The organism is Ruegeria sp. J8, assembly GCF_056531925.1.
In genome coordinates this window covers 178,776-196,315 of sequence record NZ_JBQFMR010000003.1, presented here as the reverse complement: position 1 = coordinate 196,315, position 17,540 = coordinate 178,776, and the positions used below count along the sequence as shown (strand labels likewise).

The window sequence follows — 17,540 nt, the reverse complement described above, 5'->3', positions numbered from 1 at the left end:
GCGGCTAAGCCCGACTCTGCAAATCCAAACGACAGGAGCACAAAAATGATTTCAACAGGTGATACGCTGCCCGACGCCACACTGACCCAGATCGGTGCGGAAGGCCCCGAGGAGGTCCGGATTTCCGATAAAACAAACGGGCGCAAAGTGGTGATATTTGCCGTCCCCGGCGCGTTCACGCCCACCTGCCATTCGGCCCATGTGCCCAGCTTCATGCGCACCAAGGATCAGTTCGATGCCAAAGGCGTGGACGAAATCATCTGCCTGTCGGTCAACGACCCCTTCGTGATGAAAGCCTGGGGCGAGGCCACCGGCGCGTCAGGTGCGGGCCTGACCATGCTGGCAGATGCCGCGTCCGAATTCACCAAGGCCATCGGCATGGATTTCGACGCTCCGCCAGCCGGGCTGATCGCGCGCTCGAAACGCTATGCGATGCTGGTCGAGGATGGCAAAGTCACCGCGCTGAACCTGGAAGAAAGCCCCGGCGCGTGCGAAATCTCGGCTGGTGAGGGTCTTTTGGACGTCATCTGATCCGGTTTGGCCCCGGTTCTGTCGGGGCCTTTGCCCTATTTAACTTGATAGATACCCCTGAACGGCAAATACTCGGCCTAGTTGTTCAGGGAGTCCTTTTATGAAGCTCAAGTCCATTACCCTATGTCTGGGCACAGCAGGCGCACTGGCCGCGTGCGGCCCGGCCCCCACACCACAACAACAAGCCGCCCGCCAACATGAGATCGCCTGCCTTAGCGGCACGGTCGGCGGCGCGCTATTGGGTGGCGTCATCGGCAATCAGTTTGGCGGCGGGACCGGCAAGACGATCCTGACAGCAGCAGGGGCTGCCGTCGGCGGGATCGAAGGTCAGAAATTCGCGTGCTGAGGGGGACATCATGAAACTTGGGATTTTGACACTTGGCCTGACCCTTTTGGCTGGGTCCGTTGCGGCCGAAACGGTAGCAGAGCTGCATGAGAATGAATTGAAAGCCATCGACGCCAACAACGATGGATTTCTGTCAAAGGATGAGTTCAACGCTTTTTCCGACTATGCGTTTCAGGCGATGGACGAAGACAAGAACGGCACTCTGGGGTTAGACGAAGCCAAGCCCTTTCTGGACATAAAGCAATTCCAAAGCGTTGACCGCAATCAGGATAACATTATCTCTCGGTCAGAGTTCGATGCGCAGATGAACGACGACTTCACGTCTGCCGACAAAGACGGGAACGGCCAGTTGGACTAGGGCCGCCCGAACCCGACAGGAGCGTATGATGAACAAATGGATATCGCTGGGTGTTCTGGGTTTGCTAGCGGCTTGCGACGTGCCGCAGGCGCCGATTGTGACAGGACCAGACGGCCAGCAACGGATTCAGATCAATACCAGCGGGATGACCTGCTATGATACGCGCTGTCTGTATATTGACCCGGCGGCGCGGTCGGTGCGGTCGAACGGCCTGCGCACGACGCGCATCCCCGGCAATATCGACGTCAGCAGCGGCACCGTCACGCCGGATGAGTTCCGTCAAATGGGCGTTGCCGCCTCGCTGGCGGGTGGCGTCGGCTCGGCAAGCGACCGGGGTTAAACCAGACTGTCCATCTTGCGGGCCAGCTTGGCGTCCAGCGCCGACAAACCGCCCACATCATGGGTGGACAGTGTCACCTCGACCCTGTTGTAGACATTGAACCATTCGGGGTGATGGTTCCATTTCTCAGCAAAGATGGCCACTTGGGTCATCCAGCCGAAGGCCTGGACAAAATTCTTGAACGTGAAGGTCTTGGTGATCGCATCCCGGCCTTCAACCATGGTCCAGCCGGTTTGAAACAACGGGTCCAGAAGGGGGCCGCGCGTTTCGGTCGACAAAAGTTCGGTCATTGCTGTTCCTCCGGGTTCGCTTTTCTGAACGGGCCGTAATCCGTCAGAATCTCGATCTCTTCTCCCACTGCGTGGGCCTCGGCGTCCAGATATTTTCGGATCGCGTCCGCAAAGCCAGGGTCGTTGACCCAGTGTAGGCTGTGCGTGCGCGTTGGTAGATAACCGCGGGCCAGCTTGTGTTCCCCCTGCGCCCCGGCCTCGACCCGAGACAAACCCTGCGCGATGGCGAAGTCGATCGCCCTATAATAGCACAGTTCGAAATGCAGGCACGCATGGTGCTCGACACAACCCCAATAGCGGCCATAAAGCGTTTCGCATCCGATGAAGTTCAACGCGCCAGCAATCGGGTATCTGTCACGCTCGGCCAGAACCAGCGCCATGTCGTCGGCCATGGTTTCATGGGCAATGTCAAAGAATTGACGTGTCAGGTATGGCATCCCCCATTTGCGCGAGCCGGTGTCCTGATAGAACCGCCAGAACGCGTCCCAATGTTCGGGCCGCAAGTCGTCACCGGTGAGCGTGCGGATTTCTCCACCAAACCCACAGGCCTGCGCGCGCTCCTTGCGGATATTCTTGCGTTTGCGCGACGAGAGCGCCGCCAGAAACCCGTCGAATTCCGAGTAGCCATCATTCAGCCAGTGAAACTGCTGCGAATGGCGCACCATCAGACCCATTTCTTCACCCGCTTCGGCCTCGGCCTCGGTGCAGAAGGTCGCGTGGATGGATGAGACCTGATTATCCGCCGCCAGTTGCACCGCACCTTGTACGAGGGCCGATAGCCCGACGCCCTCATAGCCCGGCCGAACCAGAAACCGTCGCCCCGTGGCGGGCGTAAACGGCACTGCGATTTGCAGCTTGGGGTAATAGCGCCCACCCGCATTTTCGTAGGCATGCGCCCAGTTGTGGTCGAAGATATACTCGCCCTGAGAATGCGACTTGGCATACATCGGTGCCGCCCCGATCAGCATCCCGTCCAGATAAGCGGTCAGATATTGCGGCTGCCAACCCGTGCCCCGCCCGACCGAGCCGCTATTTTCCAGCGCCAACAAAAACCGATGCGTGGTAAACGGGTCCATTGGACGACCACCATCCGTAGCCTCGGGGCAGGCACAGCTGTCCCACTCTGCCGCAGGGATTTGCGAGAGCGACCCCAGTACCCGAACCTCGATTTGCGCCTGATCCATGTGCCCTCCGCGTCTTGTCTTTATCTGTGACGGATGGGGTGGGGTTCAACCCGGGCGGGCGGCCAAATACCCTTCAAAGGTCACATTATCGGCAACCTTGCGGGCCTCTGCCTCTTGTTCGGGCGAGCGGATGGTCCAGCACAGGATCGGCACGCCCTGCGCCTTCAGCGCAGCCACGCGGGGGCGCGACAAGTCTGCGGCCTCATGGCTGATAAAGCCGGCCCCCACCCGATCGAAATCGGGGATGTCGCGCAGGTGGTCACAAACCGCATGCGGCAAATGCTCGACTTCGGGCTGGTAGGAACAGGTGGTGATCCCACGCGGCAGATTCGGTGCCAGCCGTGCCAGTTCAGCGACCGAGTTGGGGTTGAACGACATCAGCGCCACAGGCCCGTCATAGCCTTGCAACGCGCGCACCGTATCCGCCTCGAGCGGGCCGACATTAGGGCCCATCGCCCCATCCTGATCCTTCAGCTCGATCAACAGCGGGACCTTGCCCGAAACGATCTGCAACACCTCGTCGAAGGTCGGAATGCCGTCCTCGCCGTGCAAAAGCCGCGTGGCTTGCGCTTCATCCGCCGTGATCTGCTGGATCGGACCGGATCGGCCGGTCAGCCGTGTCATGTCGTAGTCATGAAATACCATGGCCCGGTTATCGCGGCTGCGTTGCAGGTCGATCTCGATCCCGTAACCGGCCTCGACTGCAGCGCGAATGGCCGCCCGGCTGTTTTCCGGGCGGTTGTCCGAGAGGTCATGCAGGGCTCGATGCGCAATCGGGGCCTGCAAGAGCACATCAGGTAGGGCAGGTATCATGCGACCTCGAAGATGCCTTCGATCTCGACCGCTACACCCAGCGGCAACGCAGCGGCACTGACAGCCGAGCGCGAGTGGCGGCCCGCTTCGCCCAGCGCCTCGACCAGAAAATCCGAGGCCCCGTTGATCACCTGCGGCTGCGCGGTGAAATCTGCGGTCGAGTTCACGAACCCGGTCAGCTTGATCACGCGTACCAGCTTGTCGATATCGCCACCACAGGCCGCCTTGACCTGCGCCAACAGGTTGATTGCACAGACCTTGGCCGCCGCGGCACCCGCTTGGACATCCATGTCATCACCCAGCTTGCCGGTGATCATCGTGCCGTCGTTCGAGATCTGGCCCGAGACATAGACGATATTGCCCACGCGCACGAAGGGCACATAGTTGGCGGCAGGCGCAGGTGCGTCCGGCAGGGTGACGCCTAGGCTGTCCAGTTTGGCTGCGATGCTCATGTGATACTCCTCAACTAAATTCGACTCGGACGGACGCTAACCGGGATAGCGCGGATCGAAAAGCATGAAACCGGCAGTTTTACGGTTGCCCGCGCAGTAAGCATAACTTCTCTTATTCGGGACTGTTGAAGTTGGGTCACTTTACGTTGACCACTTGTCCGGGTTACACGCTGAGTGTTTCAATCTATTTGAGAAACACCTATGTGACATTGAATTGCGCCGCTTGTTGCGGTCGAAGATAGTATTGATTGAACGTCCAGGCATTTTCATTCCTGACGTGTTGGAGTGGCAAAGACCGTGTTGAGCAAAGTCAGCTTGAAGCCTCTGATCCTTGTGTCCCTGGTGGCAACTCTTGGTGCCTGCGCCACGCGCCCGCCTGCTGACGCCCCTCCCGGAGAGGTCTTTGACCCCTATGAAAAGACCAATCGGGGTATTCACGACTTCAACCTCGGCGTTGACCGCTTTCTGTTCCGACCCGCGTCAAAAGGCTATGTGAAAATCTTCCCCGATCCGGTCGTGACCAGCTTCAGCAATTTCGCCGAGAACCTGACCTTGCCGGGACAGGCGCTGGACTATCTGTTGCAGGGCAACCTGAAACAGTCGGGCAACGCTTTGCTGCGCTTTGCCATCAACAGCACTGTAGGCGGGGCCGGGTTGTCCAAACCCGCAGACGAGCTGAACCTGCCGCCTGTCGATACCGATTTCGGCGAGACCCTGCATGTCTGGGGCGTGGGCGAAGGCGCCTACGTCGAATTGCCGTTCTATGGTCCCTCGACCCAGCGTGATGCGATTGGTGTTGTGTTCAACCTGTTCTCGAACCCGATCAACTTTTCCCCGGTGCGCCCGGTCGACAATATCGGTGTTTATGCCGAGGTGGTGCGCCGCATGGGCGATCGAGGCCGGTTCTCGGACACGGTGGACTCGATTCTGTATGAAAGTGCCGACAGCTATGCGCAGGCACAAACCATCTACCTGCAAAACCGCCGCTTTGAACTGGCGCGTGATGACGAAGACGCCTATCTGGGCCTGTATGACGACCCCTATTCCGTAACCGGGACCGACCCGGTCAGGGACCCCTATCTTGACCCTTTCGAGGACCCCTATGCCGAGTAATCTGATGAACCGACGCAGTTTCGTCGCCACCGGCCTGGCCGGGGCGCTGATGACCGCCCTGCCCGCCTACGCCCAGACCGAGGCCAGCGCAAAGGCGCTGGTGGTCAGCGTGGTGGATGACATCAACCGCGTGATCGCTTCGGGCAAATCCGAAAACGCGATGATCCGCGATTTCGAGAAGATCTTTACCCAATATGCCGACGTGCCAATCATGGCGCGTTACGTACTGGGTGCCGATGGCCGCTCGGCCAGCCCGGCGCAGTTGCGACAATTCACCAAAGCCTTTCAGGGCTATATCTCGAATAAATATGGCCGCCGCTTCCGTGAATTCATTGGCGGCCAGGTTACAGTTCGCAACGCCCGCAAAATCAAGGCTGGGTACGAAGTACGCACCTCGGTCAAGCTGCAGGGCTCGTCGCCGTTTGAGGTGACTTTCCTTGTATCCGACAAATCGGGCCGAGACCGGTTCTTCAACATGTTCATCGAAGGGGTGAACATGCTGCTGACCGAACGGACCGAGATTGGTGCGATGCTGGATGCCCGTGGTGGCGATCTGAACCGGTTGATCAAGGACCTGAACAAAGTCGGTTGAGCGTCTTTAAAAATGCAAGCAGCGCCGCGCAACCTTTTGGTCGCGCGGCGCTGTGCGTTTAGTTCAGGCGTTCACCGGTTTCCTGAGCAAAGTAAGACACTTTGCTCATGTCGAAGGCCAGATTCAGCATCTTGCCCGCCTGCGCGCTGGTTTCCGCGTGTAAACGCGCCGTGACCTGCTTGCCGCCCAGCTCCGAGACCACATAGGTGTCGGCCCCCGCGGGTTCGACCATGTCGACCAGGCATTCGGCCTCTTGCACGCCGTCGCCTGCGCGGAACCCGGCTTCGGCGATGTCTTCGGGACGCAGGCCCAGGATGACATCCTTGGGCAGCGCCAGATCGCGAGCGTCGTTCAGCACCAGTGTCTCACCACTGTCGCGCGCGATGGCGATCTGGGTCCCCGCTCCGTTCTTATGCGCCTGCGCCGGGATCAGGTTCATCGCGGGCGAGCCCATGAAGTCAGCAACAAACAGGTTGGCCGGGTTGCTATAGATCTCGGCCGGTGTGCCGATCTGCTGAACGACTCCACCTTTCAGCACGACGATCTTGGTCGCCAGTGTCATCGCCTCGATCTGGTCATGGGTCACGTAAACGATCGAGGCATCCAGCGTTTGGTGCAGCTTCTTGATCTCGGTCCGCATCTCGACCCGCAGCTTGGCGTCGAGGTTGGATAGCGGTTCATCGAACAGGAACAGCTTGGGATCACGCACCAGCGCCCGGCCCATCGCCACACGCTGGCGCTGACCGCCCGACAATTGGCTGGGGCGGCGGTTCAGCAGAGGTTCGATCTGCAACAGTTGCGCCACCTCTTTCAGCTTTGCATCCTGCGTCGCCTGATCTACCCCGCGCACTTTCATGCCAAAAGTGATGTTCTTGGCCACTGTCATCGTCGGGTATAGAGCGTAAGACTGGAATACCATCGCGATGTCACGGTCCTTGGGGCTGACATGGGTCATGTCATTGCCACCAATGGACAGGGTGCCGCCAGTGATCTCCTCCAACCCCGCAATACAGTTTAGCAGGGTAGACTTACCGCAGCCCGAGGGGCCAACCAGCACCAGGAAATCGCCCGGCTCGATCGAGATGTTGATGTCCTTCAGAATCTCGGTCGCACCGTAATTCTTATAGAGTTTGTTGATATCAAGGATGGGTGCCATGGGTCTTATCCCTTCACAGAACCGGCGGTCAGGCCGCGTATGAAATACTTACCGGCAACGACATAGACGAGCAGCGTCGGTAGCCCCGCGATAATCGCGGCGGCCATGTCGACGTTGTATTCTTTCACGCCGGTGGTGGAGTTTACGATGTTATTGAGCGCCACTGTCACGGGTTGCGTACCCGCCTGGCTGAACGACACGCCGAACAGGAAGTCGTTCCAGATCTGCGTGAACTGCCAGATCACGGTCACAACGATGATCGGCAGCGACAGCGGCAGGAAGATCGACCAGAAGATCCGCAGGAACCCGGCCCCATCAACGCGTGCTGCCTTGGTCAGCTCGGACGGGATGGTGACATAGTAGTTACGGAAAAACAGCGTGGTGAAGCCCAGCCCGTAGATCACATGGACAAAGATCAGGCCCGGAATGGTCCCGGCGATCCCCATCATGCCCAACAGGCGCGCCATCGGCAGCAAAACCACCTGAAACGGGATGAAGCAGCCAAACAGCATCAGCGAGAAAATGATGTTCGCGCCTTTGAACCGCCACTGCGCCACGACATAGCCGTTCAGCGCACCCAGCAGGGTCGAGATGGCCACTGCAGGCACCGCGATGAGGACCGAGTTCCAGAAATATGGCCGCAGGCCCTCGCACTGAATACCGGTACAGGCACCGGACCATGCGGTTTTCCAGGCATCAAAGCTGACCTCGCGCGGTAAAGAGATCAGGGACCCGGTGCGGATTTCCTCAAGGCTTTTCAGCGATGTGGTCAACATCACAAACAGCGGCATCAGGTAATACAGCGCAAACAGGCCCAGCAGGACGTACAGCAACCAACGCAGGGCAATCTTGCCAACGGCACTTTGGCTACGGGGTTCGGTTTCGGATTGGGGCATCGACAGATCAGTCATTTTTCGCCCTCAGCTCTGAGTAAAGATAGGGAACGACGATGGCAAAGACGACCAGCATCATGATCATCGCGGACGACGCCGCCTGACCAATATCGCCGCGCGAAAACGCCATGGCGTACATGTATGTGGCTGGCAGATCGGTTGCGTAACCCGGTCCACCACCTGTCAGGGCGATGACAAGGTCAAAGCTCTTGATCGCAAGGTGGGCCAGCACGATGAAGGCCGACAGGAAGATCGGCGCCATCGACGGGATGATAATCGCCGTATAGATGCGCCATGTTGGGATACCATCGACCTGGGCTGCCTTGATAATCTCTCCGTCCACCGACCGCAGGCCAGCGAGGAACAGCGCCATGACGAAGCCCGAGCTTTGCCAGATCGCGGCCATCACGATGGTGTAGATGGCGTAGTCGGGGTTCACCAGCCAGTCGAACTCGAAATTGGTAAAGCCCCAGCCCTGGACCATGGACTCGATCCCCAGACCGGGGTTCAAGATCCACTTCCACGCGGTGCCTGTCACGATCATCGACAGCGCCATCGGGTACAGATAGATCGTCCGGATGGCCCCTTCGACGCGGATTTTCTGATCCAGCAGGATCGCCAGCAACAGGCCCAACACCATCGCAATCACGATGAACAGCGCGCCAAAGATATACAGGTTGTTGATTGCCGTATCCCAGCGGGGCGAGTCGAACAGGCGTTCATACTGGATGAATCCCTTGATCTCGTATTTCGGCAACAGTTTCGATCGGGTTAGCGACACCCAGGCCGTCCATCCGATAAAGCCGTAGACAAAGATCAAAACGGCAATGAACGACGGTGCCAGCACCACCTTGGGCAGGTGGTTTTCCAGCCATTCGGACATGATTTCCTCCGGGGAAAGATGCTCTGCCCCGTCAGTATAGGGGGCAGAGCAATTTGGATCAGTAGCTGTTGGCCACTGCCGCCGCCAATTGCTGAACCGCGTCAGCCGACGACATATCCGAGTTGAAATGCGCGGTCACAACATCCGTGATCGCACCAGACTGCGAACCGCGCAGCGCCATGCCGTGGGCATAAGACGGCAACAGCGAGCCTGCATCCGAGGTCGAACCCATATCTTCGGCAGACAGGTTGGCGCAGATGTCAAAGTCATCCAGTGCCACGTCGGTCCGTGCCGGGATCGAGCCTTTGTTCAGGTTGAACACTTTCTGGAAGTTCGGTGCGACGATCAGCTTGGCCAGCAGGTCCTGACCGGCTTTCTTGTCATCTCCGTCCACGTCGAACATGGCAAAGCTGTCGACATTGTACAGATAGCCATCACCGGGGGTCGAGGCGCACAGGAAGTCCTCACCGGGCTTTTTGCCCGCCGCCAGGAACTCACCCTTGGCCCAGTCGCCCATGATTTGGAACGCGGCCTCACCGTTCATGACCATCGCCGTGGCCAGGTTCCAGTCGCGGCCCGAGAAATTCTCGTCCACGTAGCCGCGCATTGTGCGCATCTGGTCAAACACCTGCACCATCGTGTCCGAGGTCAGCGCCTCGGGGTCCAGATCAACCAGCGCTTTCTGGAAGAACTCGGGACCGCCAATGCCCAGTACTACGGTTTCAAAAACGGTCGCGTCCTGCCATGCCTGACCACCATGGGCCAGAGGGATCACACCTGCGGCTTGCAGCTTATCCGCGGCGGCGTTGAATTCGTCCCACGTGGTCGGCATCTCGATGCCATTTGCGGCCAGAACGTCGGCGTTGGCCCAGATCCAGTCAACGCGGTGTACGTTCACCGGCGCAGCGCACCACGTGCCCTCGCATTTCATATGGCCCGCGATCGAGGCGGGCAGAACGTCGGCCCAGCCTTCGGCCTCGGCCACGGACGAGATATCGGCCAGCACGCCCTCTTCATACCATTCCTGAATGGCGGGGCCTTTTAGCTGAACAGCAGTCGGCGCGTTGCCCGACAGAACGCGGGCGCGCAGCGCGGTCATCGCGGCATCACCGCCACCGCCGGCCACGGGCATATCGGTCCAGCTACCACCATTGGCCGCGAATTCCTCTTGCAGGACGGCAACTGACTTGGCCTCACCACCCGATGTCCACCAATGCAGAACTTCGGCCTGGGGGCCCGCCAACACCGACGATCCGGCCACAACAGCCAGCGTCGATACGGTGGCAAATGCAAAACGTTTCATTTCTTGTCTCCTCCCTGAGAACCTAAGAGGCTGCCGCAGCAGCGATGTCGGCCATACTGGGGCGCACGGGCCGTCTGGCAACTTGGAATCCGCGCCAAACCCGTGCGTCAGACCAATTTTTCACCGCTTCTGTTACAGCGTGTTACGTTGACATTGAATCTGTTTCCGTTCGTTACAATTGACGATATCGGAGGAACAGTGACTGGGAGGACAAACCGCGTGAGTATCCCGCGACTTTTGGTGGTGGATGACGACCCCGAGATGCGGGCGATGATGACCCAGTTCCTGCAGCAGAACGGGTTCATCGCCCTGCCCGCCAGTTCTGAAAATGAAATCCGTGGACATCTGGGGGCGGGCCGCATTGACCTGATCTTGCTGGACGTGATGCTGGGCGATGAAAATGGCGTCGAGATCTGCGCCCGCCTGCGCGCCGAACAGGATGTGCCGATCATTCTGGTCTCGGCCCTCTCAGCCGACCATCAGCGCATGGCGGGGTATGAGGTCGGGGCCGATGACTATATCGCCAAGCCTTTCAACCCGCAGCTTCTGCTGGCTCGCGTGCGGGCGGTGATGCAACGGGCGCGGCGGTCATCGTCGCTTGCCTACCGCCGTCGCATCCACAGCTTCCGCTTTGACGGCTGGCTCTATGACGGCAAACGCGATGAGGTGCATTCGCCCGAGGGCTATTTGGTGGCGCTGTCCCAGCGTGAGACGGCGTTGCTCAAGGTTTTGCTGGCCAATCCGCATATCCCCCTGACAAGGGATGAGATCGTCGCCGCGCTGGATGTCACCGGCGGCACCGACAAACCCGAGGCGCAGGGCCGCGCCATCGACATGCTGGTGGGGCGGTTGCGGTCAAAGATCGAAGTCAACCCGAAGGACCCGCAGATGCTGCGCACCGAACGCGGCGTCGGCTATGTTTTTGCCGCTGACGTGTCGGTGCAAGAGGAATGACACTGCGCCTGCGCAATCTAGGCTGGTTTTGGGTGATCTCAGCGTTCGCAACAGGGGTGGTATCGGCCAGCCTGTGGTTTGCTTCGGCCCGCGCCTGGAATCAGTTCCTGACGCAATCCTTCGTCGCAGGGTTCACCGTCTACGAAGACCTGCGCACCGGGATCGCTCCGGCCGCTCCGCTGTCCATTATGCCCTTGTCACCGGCGGATACCGTGCTGGCCGGTATGGGAGAGTTCCAGCAAATGTCTGGGTCTTCGGGCCGTCGGTTCCTGACCAACCTTTCGATCCTGACCGACAGTTCAGCGCCGCTCAACGGGCGTGAATTGACGCTGGCGATCCTGTCCGATCGTCTGGTCTATCCGGTCTCGGACATCGTCTCGCGCAGTGATCAGACCGGGCCTGAAAAGATGGGTAACCTGACCCGGTTGCTGGCCACCTATTGCAGCGAACCGATCCTGATTGCGCAATTCGGGCGCGGGCCGTGGTATCGCGTGGATGGCACCGGGATCTGGGGCTGTGGCGCGGCGCCGACCGATCTGCGCCTGCCCGCGATATTGCTGGGCATCGTGGCTCTGGCGGTCCTTCTGACCTCGGTCGGCAACGTGTCTGATACGTTCACCCGGTTTGCCCATGCCCTGCGCGACCGTCGGAGGCGCGGAGGCCCCGACAGCTATGACGCCGACGGGCCAACCGAGCTGCGTGATATCGTGTCTGCGGTGAACGCCCATCTAGACGCCGAACGCGCCTTGCTAGAGCAACGTGCCACGGTCTTGTCGGGCGTCAGCCACGATCTTGGCACCCCCGCTACCCGCGTCCGGCTGCGCGCCGCGTTGATCGTCGATGACGAGCTGCGAGAAAAGCTGGAAGCGGATGTGGACCAGATGACCGGCATGATCGAAAGCGTTCTGACCTACACGCGTTCAGAACTGAGCGTCGAGGAACCGCGACAGATTTCCCTGACATCTCTGGTCGAATCTGTCGTCGACGATTATCAGGACATGGATCTGCCGGTGACGCTTCAGAATGTCGATCCGGTCACGGTCGAGGGTGCTCCGTCCGTTTTCATGTCCCGCCGCGGGCATGGGACGCTGCTGGAAACCCGGCGCATGTTGGTAATAGGTCGGCCCATTTCGCTGAAACGGGCACTGACCAACCTAATCGACAATGCGCTGAAATATGGCCGCCACGCCGAGGTCCAGTTGGAAACCGACGCGCACACCGCAACGATCACGGTCGAGGACAAGGGCAATGACCTGTCCGTTCATGAGATCGAGGCCCTGATGGCCCCGTTTCAGCGCGGATCAAATACAGGCTCGTCAGACGGGTTTGGCCTGGGTCTGACAATTGCTGCCACAGTGGCTGACCAGCATGGTGGCGGGCTGCATTTCGAGGCCGGAGATCAGGGGCTGCGCGCCCGATTGACGATCACGCGGCAGTAATCTGTCAGCCCATGTAGCTTCGCACCAAAGCGCTGGCGATCAGGGACCACCCATCCGCAATGACAAAAAAAGCCAGTTTGAACGGCAGTGAAACCGTTGCAGGTGGCACCATCATCATCCCCATCGACATCAGCACCGCAGCTACCACGAGGTCGATGATCAGAAAGGGCAGGAAGATCAGAAAACCGATCTGAAAGGCCCGCGCAATCTCGGACAACATGAAAGAGGGCATCAGGATCGACAACGGCGCATCCGGCGACACGCCCACCGCATTGCCTTCGGGACGCAGTGCAGCCATGGCGTAGAACGTGTCAGGGTCCAGTCGCGCGGCCATGAAGGCGCGAAACGGTTGAAGGGCGCGTTCCAAAGCGGGCTCGACCTCCATCGTTTCGTCGACCATGGGTTGGATGCCAGTGGTCCAGGCTTCGTTAAAGACGGGCTCCATTATGAAATAGGTCAGAAACAAAGCCAGGCTGACGATCAGCATGTTGGGGGGCGATTGTTGCAACCCAATCCCTTGCCGAAGGATGGCCAGCACGGTGATCAGAAAAGGAAAACAGGTGATCATGATCGCCAGCCCAGGTGCGAGGCTGAGCACGGTAAGCAACAGGATCAATTGGATCGTCCGCGCCGAGATGGAACCCCCGTCACCCAGCGACAAGGACACATCCTGCGCTTCTGCAAAAGACGGTGTCAGCAGCAGCGCCACGATGATCCAGGGCAGAACGCGCATCAACCGATCCCGTTTTGCAGATCGGCAATCTCGGTCAGGCGCACGGCCAGTTGTCCGGCCTGATCGCCTTCCATCTCTTCCAGCAAGCCGCGGGCCACCAGCTGGTCCCCTACATAAAGATCCACCGGATCCTCGATCCGTTTGTCCAAAGTCAGCACCGCATTTTCACCCATGTTCAACAGATCGCGGATCAGTGGGCGGGCGCGGCCGACCGAGACCGTGATCTCGATCGGGACCGATTCAAACGGGTTGGATTTTTCGCTTTTGGGACTTTGGGGATCACTCATTGCTCAATGCCTCTTTTGCCTCGAATACATACGCGTCGAACGCGGCGCGGATCGACGTCAGCAGGCCGCCGCAATCCACCTCGCGCCGCGAGATACCGACCTGCAATCTAGCCTGGCCGGGTTTGATCTGCGGGTCTGAGATGACTTGCGCCATCTTGGCCATCCCCTCGGGCAGCATCTCTTTCACCTCAGCCGCGAGGCCTTCGGGGACGAAAACCTGTATCGGCTCATTGATCTGTTCGCGAGCCATGTCGGTCAGTTGTTCGGCCAGCCGGATGATATAACCTCGCTCCAAAGTTTCGGGCAGAACCGCGAGCATCAGGCTGTTGAACATCGGTTCCAGCGACAGTGTCATCCGTGTTACCGCCTCATGATAGGTGAAGGACATGTCCTCAAGCGACTTGGCCAACTCGGTCGAGATCCGGCCTCGGTTTTGCTCCTGTGCCTGAACGGCATCTTCCCAACCGGCGGCATAGCCCTGTTCGAACGCCGCCAGACGCTGTTCCTCCAACCCGTCCTCATCCAGCAAGTGCAGCTTTCCACCGCCAGCCTGCAACGTGAAATCTTCCAGCAAATGGGCGATCGACATCAGACCTTTTCCTCGCCTTCTTCAAGCCAGCTGCGCAGGATTTCGACCGTTTCCTCCTGCTTGTCGCTAATCATCGCCCGCAGCCGATCTACCGGGTCCGCCCCGGGCTGAGCCGACAGTGCTGGAACATCCCCGCCGGTGGCCTGACCCGCGATCGGTGCGAATTGCCCGCCTTCTTCGGTCGCAATCTCACCCGTCAAAACCGAGCCTGGTTCGGGTAGACTTCCGGTAGGTAGTAGTGCCGTGGTCACAACCGGCTTGGTCAAAATAGGCCGGATCACGAACAACCCAAGGATCAGAGACACAATCGCCAGAACTGCCATCTGGATCAGCGACATTGCGTCGAAATGCACCTTCTGCCAGATCGAAGCCGAGGCCAGCGTGCCCTGCGGTTCAACAACCGGCAGGTCCATGGATTTCAGCGTGATCACGTCGCCGCGTTCCGCATCAAACCCCACAGCCGAGGCGACCAATTCCTTCAAGGCCTCCATCTCTGTTTCGGGCATGGGGGCAAAACCTTCCGTGCCCGTCGCATCCACACTGCGCGTTCCATTCACCAGTACGGCCACAGTCAGACGTTTGATCGCGCCGGGGGCGTTGTGAACCTCAAGCTCCGTCTCGGACACCTCGTAGTTTACCCGCTCGCGCGTCTGGGTGGCGTTCGAGTTCGACTCGTCGCCCCCCGCGCCGTCACCATCCGGCAGGTTCGACGCAACGGTGACATCGGCGGATTGATTGCGCGCGCTGTCTGAACGTTCTTCGACATCGGTGCTGATTGCCACACGACCGTTGGGGTCAAAGCGACGCTCGCGAATGGATTCGGTTTTCGTCACCGTATCTACGCTGACTTCTACAACGGCATTGCCCGTACCTACGCGGGCTTCGACCAAACGCAGGACCTTTTCCCGCAATTGCCGCGACTTGTCATCCGCCGTATCGGCGGCAACGGCGTTTTCCTGCGCGCCAATCACAGCCCCGTTCGAATCGATGATCGCCACATTCTCGGGCGCAAGACCACTGACCGCGGATGAGACCAGAAACCGGATCGCCTTGGCCTGATCTGACGTGATATCCGCCCCCGAAGACACCAGATAAACCGAGGCAGTCGGTGCAACGCTGCGCTGAAATGGATTGGTTGAACCCTTGGCGATGTGCACTCGCGCCTGGCTGATATGGGGTGCCCCTACAATCGTGCGGGCCAGTTCACCCTCTTTGGCGCGCCAATAAGCGGCGTCAAACATTTGCGAAGTGGTCCCGAACCCGCTGAGCGTATCCAGCAGATCGTACCCCCGGTTTCCATTCGCAGGCAAACCCTCGCTCGCCAGAGTCATGCGCAACTCATCCCGCTGCGACCCCGGCACGTAGATCGAGCCGCCCCGAATCTCAAAGGGCACGCCGCGCTGATCCAGTGACCGAACGATATCGCCCGCCGCCCCACTTTCCAGCCCGGCATAAAGCAAGGTCATCGACGGTGCCGTTATCAGCCGCGACATCGCAAGGACCCCAAGAAATACCAGCATAACCGCACCGGCAACGATGATTTGTTTTCGCCTGTCCAAACTTGTCCAGACAGTTCCAATCTGCTGCACGCTCACCTCCGACTCGCCGACATTCTGCTTGGCGCATCCCTTGTTTGACCGATTGCCCTTAATAATCGGTTAGTCCCTACCGGGTTATGACGATTGCAGAACGGATGGATGAGGACGTCATGACTGACGCAACTGCAGAACAGGCAGAAGCCCCAGAAAAGCCTGGGAAAAAGGGGTTGATACTAGGTGTGATTCTAGCCCTGTCCGGCGCGGGTGGAGGGTATTTTGTAACCACGTCCGGGCTGTTGCCAATAGGCGCCATGCCCAAGGCGCAAGAGGCGGTTGAAAAGGCGGAAAAAAAGCCTGCAAAAGCATTGCCTGACGTTGGATTCGTCGATCTTCCGCCGCTGATCCTGTCGCTGAACTCGGGCGATTCGCGGCACCTGAAATTTCACGCTCAGCTTGAGGTGAACTCGAACTATCTGGGCGATGTCGAAAAGATGAAGCCGCGAATCATGGATGTGCTGAACGGGTATCTGCGGGCGGTTGAAATCTCGGATCTTGAGGATTCGTTGGCCCTGGTGCGCATTCGCGGGCATCTGCTGCGGCGCATCGGCATTGTAGTTGGCGAGGATCGCGTTCGCGATGTCCTCGTGATGGAATTCGTTTTGAATTAGGAGGCGAAGTTGGAACTGATCGCAGATATTTTCCTAGTCGCAGGCGCCTTCGGCGCAGGTCTCTATTGCTTTGTTCTGTCTCGACGCCTCAAGCGATTCACCGATCTTGAAAAGGGCGTTGGCGGGGCCGTTGCCGTTCTTTCGGCACAGTCGGATGAATTAAAGAAATCGCTGGAGTCCGCGCGTGCGGCGTCGGACCGCTCCGGGGACACCTTGAAGCAATTGACGCAACGGGCGGAGACGGTCGCGCAGCGGTTGGAGCTGATGATGGCGTCGATGCATGACATCGTGCCGGATCAGGAAGCCCCAAAGGATACAGCCTCGCCCGCGACCGAGCCTACGGTGCCACCAGAGCCTGAGGTTGCAAAGGTTGAAGCTGCGGAAGCGCCCGAGCAAAAGGAGGAACCCGTTCCTGAGCCTGCGGAAAAACGAACGGCTGGTCCGATGTTTATGCGGCATGGTCGCAAGAGGCGTGAGGCCACGGCATGAAAACAAGGCAGAGCAACAAACCCAAAGGCGGCGTGCTTGCTGTGATCTCTTTGCTGATGATCGGATCGGCTGCGATTCGCGTCGGGTTGGAGGCTGGTCCGGCACTGGCCAAGAACGCCGAACCGACGGTCAAGCAAGCCAAGCCAGAAGGTATGGAAAAGCCCGGCGCACAGGAATTGTTGACAGAACTTCTGCGACGCGAAGCGGCGTTGGAAAAGCGCGAAGCCGCCGCAATCGACAAGGAAAAGGCGTTGGAAATCGCCGAGCAAGCCATCGAAACCCGAATGGTCGCTATGCAAGCGGCCGAAGAGAACCTGCGCGAAACGCTGGCCTATGCGGAAAAAGCGGCCGAGACCGACCTGACCCGGCTGACGGATGTGTATCAAAGCATGAAACCCAAAGACGCAGCCGCCTTGTTCGAGACGATGGATCCAGGTTTTGCCGCCGGTTTCCTGTCACGGATGCCTGCGGATGCCGCTGCTGGCGTGCTGGCGGGGATAAGCCCTGAGACCGCCTATACAATCAGCGTCATCATGGCGGGGCGCAACGCTGCCGCGCCACAGGAATGACGTCCATGTTCACCAAAGCC

23 protein-coding genes are annotated in these 17,540 nt (G+C 59.3%); 11 read left to right on the top strand and 12 right to left on the bottom strand.

All coding sequences use genetic code 11. The annotated features are described in order from the left end of the window. The first annotated feature begins 45 nt into the window (after positions 1-45). The 4 genes from ACR0L1_RS07640 to ACR0L1_RS07625 all read left to right on the top strand — a co-directional run bounded on the left by ACR0L1_RS07640 (position 46) and on the right by ACR0L1_RS07625 (position 1,575). On the top strand, positions 46-531 hold the full coding sequence (locus ACR0L1_RS07640) for a redoxin family protein (RefSeq protein ID WP_480858045.1): 486 nt from the start codon (positions 46-48) through the stop codon (positions 529-531). Between the two features lie 100 nt (positions 532-631). Next, the gene (locus ACR0L1_RS07635) at positions 632-877 is read left to right on the top strand and encodes a glycine zipper 2TM domain-containing protein (protein WP_480858043.1); all 246 of its coding nucleotides are present in this window, start codon (positions 632-634) and stop codon (positions 875-877) included. 10 nt (positions 878-887) lie between these two features. Next, complete coding sequence (locus tag ACR0L1_RS07630; protein WP_170789538.1) at positions 888-1,235, top strand: EF-hand domain-containing protein; 348 nt, start codon at positions 888-890, stop codon at positions 1,233-1,235. Positions 1,236-1,263: 28 nt separating this feature from the next. After that, complete coding sequence (locus ACR0L1_RS07625) at positions 1,264-1,575, top strand: hypothetical protein (protein WP_170772872.1); 312 nt, start codon at positions 1,264-1,266, stop codon at positions 1,573-1,575. On the opposite strand, the gene ACR0L1_RS07620 is transcribed toward ACR0L1_RS07625, so the two are convergent. Genes ACR0L1_RS07620 through ACR0L1_RS07605 form a run of 4 tightly spaced genes read right to left on the bottom strand, consistent with a single transcriptional unit; the run spans position 1,572 to position 4,314 of the window. After that, positions 1,572-1,865, bottom strand: a complete 294-nt coding sequence (locus ACR0L1_RS07620) for a 4a-hydroxytetrahydrobiopterin dehydratase (protein ID WP_170785182.1) — start codon at positions 1,863-1,865, stop codon at positions 1,572-1,574. The two genes, ACR0L1_RS07625 and ACR0L1_RS07620, sit on opposite strands and share 4 nt — an antisense overlap. Next, positions 1,862-3,049 (bottom strand): GNAT family N-acetyltransferase, encoded by a 1,188-nt coding sequence (locus ACR0L1_RS07615; protein WP_480858040.1) that lies wholly within the window; start codon positions 3,047-3,049, stop codon positions 1,862-1,864. Before ACR0L1_RS07615 ends, ACR0L1_RS07620 begins: the two co-directional genes overlap by 4 nt. A gap of 45 nt (positions 3,050-3,094) precedes the next feature. Continuing rightward, entirely contained in the window at positions 3,095-3,862 is a 768-nt protein-coding gene (locus ACR0L1_RS07610) for a glycerophosphodiester phosphodiesterase family protein (protein WP_480858038.1), read from the bottom strand. Beyond that, positions 3,859-4,314 (bottom strand): RidA family protein, encoded by a 456-nt coding sequence (locus tag ACR0L1_RS07605; RefSeq protein ID WP_480503453.1) that lies wholly within the window; start codon positions 4,312-4,314, stop codon positions 3,859-3,861. Before ACR0L1_RS07605 ends, ACR0L1_RS07610 begins: the two co-directional genes overlap by 4 nt. 315 nt (positions 4,315-4,629) lie before the next feature. Between ACR0L1_RS07605 and ACR0L1_RS07600 the strand changes: the two genes are divergently transcribed. Together ACR0L1_RS07600 and ACR0L1_RS07595 are read left to right on the top strand one after the other, a co-directional pair. Further along, entirely contained in the window at positions 4,630-5,427 is a 798-nt protein-coding gene (locus ACR0L1_RS07600) for an MlaA family lipoprotein (RefSeq protein ID WP_480858036.1), read from the top strand. Further along, a complete protein-coding gene (locus tag ACR0L1_RS07595) occupies positions 5,417-6,019 on the top strand; it encodes an MlaC/ttg2D family ABC transporter substrate-binding protein (protein WP_170789534.1) in 603 nt (200 codons plus the stop codon). Before ACR0L1_RS07600 ends, ACR0L1_RS07595 begins: the two co-directional genes overlap by 11 nt. Positions 6,020-6,077: 58 nt before the next feature. Here the strand turns inward: ACR0L1_RS07595 and ACR0L1_RS07590 are convergent, their stop codons facing one another. Genes ACR0L1_RS07590 through ACR0L1_RS07575 form a run of 4 tightly spaced genes read right to left on the bottom strand, consistent with a single transcriptional unit; the run spans position 6,078 to position 10,254 of the window. Beyond that, the gene (locus ACR0L1_RS07590; RefSeq protein WP_480858033.1) at positions 6,078-7,175 is read right to left on the bottom strand and encodes an ABC transporter ATP-binding protein; all 1,098 of its coding nucleotides are present in this window, start codon (positions 7,173-7,175) and stop codon (positions 6,078-6,080) included. 5 nt (positions 7,176-7,180) lie between these two features. After that, positions 7,181-8,086 carry a carbohydrate ABC transporter permease gene (locus ACR0L1_RS07585; RefSeq protein ID WP_480858031.1) on the bottom strand — a complete coding sequence of 302 codons (906 nt, stop codon included), beginning with the start codon at positions 8,084-8,086 and terminating at the stop codon, positions 7,181-7,183. Next, on the bottom strand, positions 8,079-8,951 hold the full coding sequence (locus ACR0L1_RS07580; RefSeq protein ID WP_170387762.1) for a carbohydrate ABC transporter permease: 873 nt from the start codon (positions 8,949-8,951) through the stop codon (positions 8,079-8,081). The genes ACR0L1_RS07585 and ACR0L1_RS07580 overlap by 8 nt, the downstream gene beginning before the upstream one ends. 58 nt (positions 8,952-9,009) lie before the next feature. Beyond that, entirely contained in the window at positions 9,010-10,254 is a 1,245-nt protein-coding gene (locus tag ACR0L1_RS07575) for an ABC transporter substrate-binding protein (RefSeq protein WP_170355923.1), read from the bottom strand. A 219-nt stretch (positions 10,255-10,473) separates the two neighbouring features. Here ACR0L1_RS07575 and ACR0L1_RS07570 point away from each other — a divergent pair, with 219 nt between their 5' ends. Both ACR0L1_RS07570 and ACR0L1_RS07565 read left to right on the top strand, forming a co-directional pair. Further along, the gene (locus ACR0L1_RS07570; protein WP_480858029.1) at positions 10,474-11,208 is read left to right on the top strand and encodes a response regulator transcription factor; all 735 of its coding nucleotides are present in this window, start codon (positions 10,474-10,476) and stop codon (positions 11,206-11,208) included. Then, on the top strand, positions 11,205-12,647 hold the full coding sequence (locus tag ACR0L1_RS07565) for a sensor histidine kinase (protein WP_480858027.1): 1,443 nt from the start codon (positions 11,205-11,207) through the stop codon (positions 12,645-12,647). Before ACR0L1_RS07570 ends, ACR0L1_RS07565 begins: the two co-directional genes overlap by 4 nt. 4 nt (positions 12,648-12,651) lie before the next feature. On the opposite strand, the gene fliP is transcribed toward ACR0L1_RS07565, so the two are convergent. Genes fliP through fliF form a run of 4 tightly spaced genes read right to left on the bottom strand, consistent with a single transcriptional unit; the run spans position 12,652 to position 15,845 of the window. Next, complete coding sequence (gene fliP / locus ACR0L1_RS07560) at positions 12,652-13,380, bottom strand: flagellar type III secretion system pore protein FliP (protein WP_170789530.1); 729 nt, start codon at positions 13,378-13,380, stop codon at positions 12,652-12,654. Then, complete coding sequence (locus tag ACR0L1_RS07555) at positions 13,380-13,667, bottom strand: FliM/FliN family flagellar motor switch protein (protein WP_480858024.1); 288 nt, start codon at positions 13,665-13,667, stop codon at positions 13,380-13,382. The genes fliP and ACR0L1_RS07555 overlap by 1 nt, the downstream gene beginning before the upstream one ends. Beyond that, positions 13,660-14,256, bottom strand: a complete 597-nt coding sequence (locus ACR0L1_RS07550) for a FliH/SctL family protein (RefSeq protein WP_170789528.1) — start codon at positions 14,254-14,256, stop codon at positions 13,660-13,662. Before ACR0L1_RS07550 ends, ACR0L1_RS07555 begins: the two co-directional genes overlap by 8 nt. Further along, a complete protein-coding gene (gene fliF / locus ACR0L1_RS07545; protein WP_480858022.1) occupies positions 14,256-15,845 on the bottom strand; it encodes a flagellar basal-body MS-ring/collar protein FliF in 1,590 nt (529 codons plus the stop codon). Before fliF ends, ACR0L1_RS07550 begins: the two co-directional genes overlap by 1 nt. Positions 15,846-15,964: 119 nt before the next feature. Between fliF and ACR0L1_RS07540 the strand changes: the two genes are divergently transcribed. From ACR0L1_RS07540 to ACR0L1_RS07530, 3 genes are read left to right on the top strand one after another with little or no spacing between them, the layout of a single operon-like run. Beyond that, complete coding sequence (locus tag ACR0L1_RS07540; protein WP_480503463.1) at positions 15,965-16,462, top strand: flagellar basal body-associated FliL family protein; 498 nt, start codon at positions 15,965-15,967, stop codon at positions 16,460-16,462. A 9-nt stretch (positions 16,463-16,471) separates the two neighbouring features. Next, positions 16,472-16,951: a hypothetical protein gene (locus ACR0L1_RS07535; protein ID WP_480503464.1), complete on the top strand. Its 480-nt coding sequence runs from the start codon at positions 16,472-16,474 to the stop codon at positions 16,949-16,951. Beyond that, positions 16,948-17,520 carry a MotE family protein gene (locus ACR0L1_RS07530; RefSeq protein ID WP_480503465.1) on the top strand — a complete coding sequence of 191 codons (573 nt, stop codon included), beginning with the start codon at positions 16,948-16,950 and terminating at the stop codon, positions 17,518-17,520. Before ACR0L1_RS07535 ends, ACR0L1_RS07530 begins: the two co-directional genes overlap by 4 nt. Positions 17,521-17,540 lie beyond the last annotated feature (20 nt).

What these genes read in the sequence shown, in the direction of transcription:
- ACR0L1_RS07640 (WP_480858045.1), top strand. Translation starts at nt 46, where the DNA reads ATGATTTCAACAGGTGATACGCTGCCCGACGCCACACTGACCCAGATC.
- ACR0L1_RS07635 (WP_480858043.1), top strand. Translation starts at nt 632, where the DNA reads ATGAAGCTCAAGTCCATTACCCTATGTCTGGGCACAGCAGGCGCACTG.
- ACR0L1_RS07630 (WP_170789538.1), top strand. Translation starts at nt 888, where the DNA reads ATGAAACTTGGGATTTTGACACTTGGCCTGACCCTTTTGGCTGGGTCC.
- ACR0L1_RS07625 (WP_170772872.1), top strand. Translation starts at nt 1,264, where the DNA reads ATGAACAAATGGATATCGCTGGGTGTTCTGGGTTTGCTAGCGGCTTGC.
- ACR0L1_RS07620 (WP_170785182.1), bottom strand. Translation starts at nt 1,865, where the DNA reads ATGACCGAACTTTTGTCGACCGAAACGCGCGGCCCCCTTCTGGACCCG.
- ACR0L1_RS07615 (WP_480858040.1), bottom strand. Translation starts at nt 3,049, where the DNA reads ATGGATCAGGCGCAAATCGAGGTTCGGGTACTGGGGTCGCTCTCGCAA.
- ACR0L1_RS07610 (WP_480858038.1), bottom strand. Translation starts at nt 3,862, where the DNA reads ATGATACCTGCCCTACCTGATGTGCTCTTGCAGGCCCCGATTGCGCAT.
- ACR0L1_RS07605 (WP_480503453.1), bottom strand. Translation starts at nt 4,314, where the DNA reads ATGAGCATCGCAGCCAAACTGGACAGCCTAGGCGTCACCCTGCCGGAC.
- ACR0L1_RS07595 (WP_170789534.1), top strand. Translation starts at nt 5,417, where the DNA reads ATGCCGAGTAATCTGATGAACCGACGCAGTTTCGTCGCCACCGGCCTG.
- ACR0L1_RS07590 (WP_480858033.1), bottom strand. Translation starts at nt 7,175, where the DNA reads ATGGCACCCATCCTTGATATCAACAAACTCTATAAGAATTACGGTGCG.
- ACR0L1_RS07585 (WP_480858031.1), bottom strand. Translation starts at nt 8,086, where the DNA reads ATGACTGATCTGTCGATGCCCCAATCCGAAACCGAACCCCGTAGCCAA.
- ACR0L1_RS07580 (WP_170387762.1), bottom strand. Translation starts at nt 8,951, where the DNA reads ATGTCCGAATGGCTGGAAAACCACCTGCCCAAGGTGGTGCTGGCACCG.
- ACR0L1_RS07575 (WP_170355923.1), bottom strand. Translation starts at nt 10,254, where the DNA reads ATGAAACGTTTTGCATTTGCCACCGTATCGACGCTGGCTGTTGTGGCC.
- ACR0L1_RS07565 (WP_480858027.1), top strand. Translation starts at nt 11,205, where the DNA reads ATGACACTGCGCCTGCGCAATCTAGGCTGGTTTTGGGTGATCTCAGCG.
- fliP (WP_170789530.1), bottom strand. Translation starts at nt 13,380, where the DNA reads ATGCGCGTTCTGCCCTGGATCATCGTGGCGCTGCTGCTGACACCGTCT.
- ACR0L1_RS07555 (WP_480858024.1), bottom strand. Translation starts at nt 13,667, where the DNA reads ATGAGTGATCCCCAAAGTCCCAAAAGCGAAAAATCCAACCCGTTTGAA.
- ACR0L1_RS07550 (WP_170789528.1), bottom strand. Translation starts at nt 14,256, where the DNA reads ATGTCGATCGCCCATTTGCTGGAAGATTTCACGTTGCAGGCTGGCGGT.
- ACR0L1_RS07540 (WP_480503463.1), top strand. Translation starts at nt 15,965, where the DNA reads ATGACTGACGCAACTGCAGAACAGGCAGAAGCCCCAGAAAAGCCTGGG.
- ACR0L1_RS07530 (WP_480503465.1), top strand. Translation starts at nt 16,948, where the DNA reads ATGAAAACAAGGCAGAGCAACAAACCCAAAGGCGGCGTGCTTGCTGTG.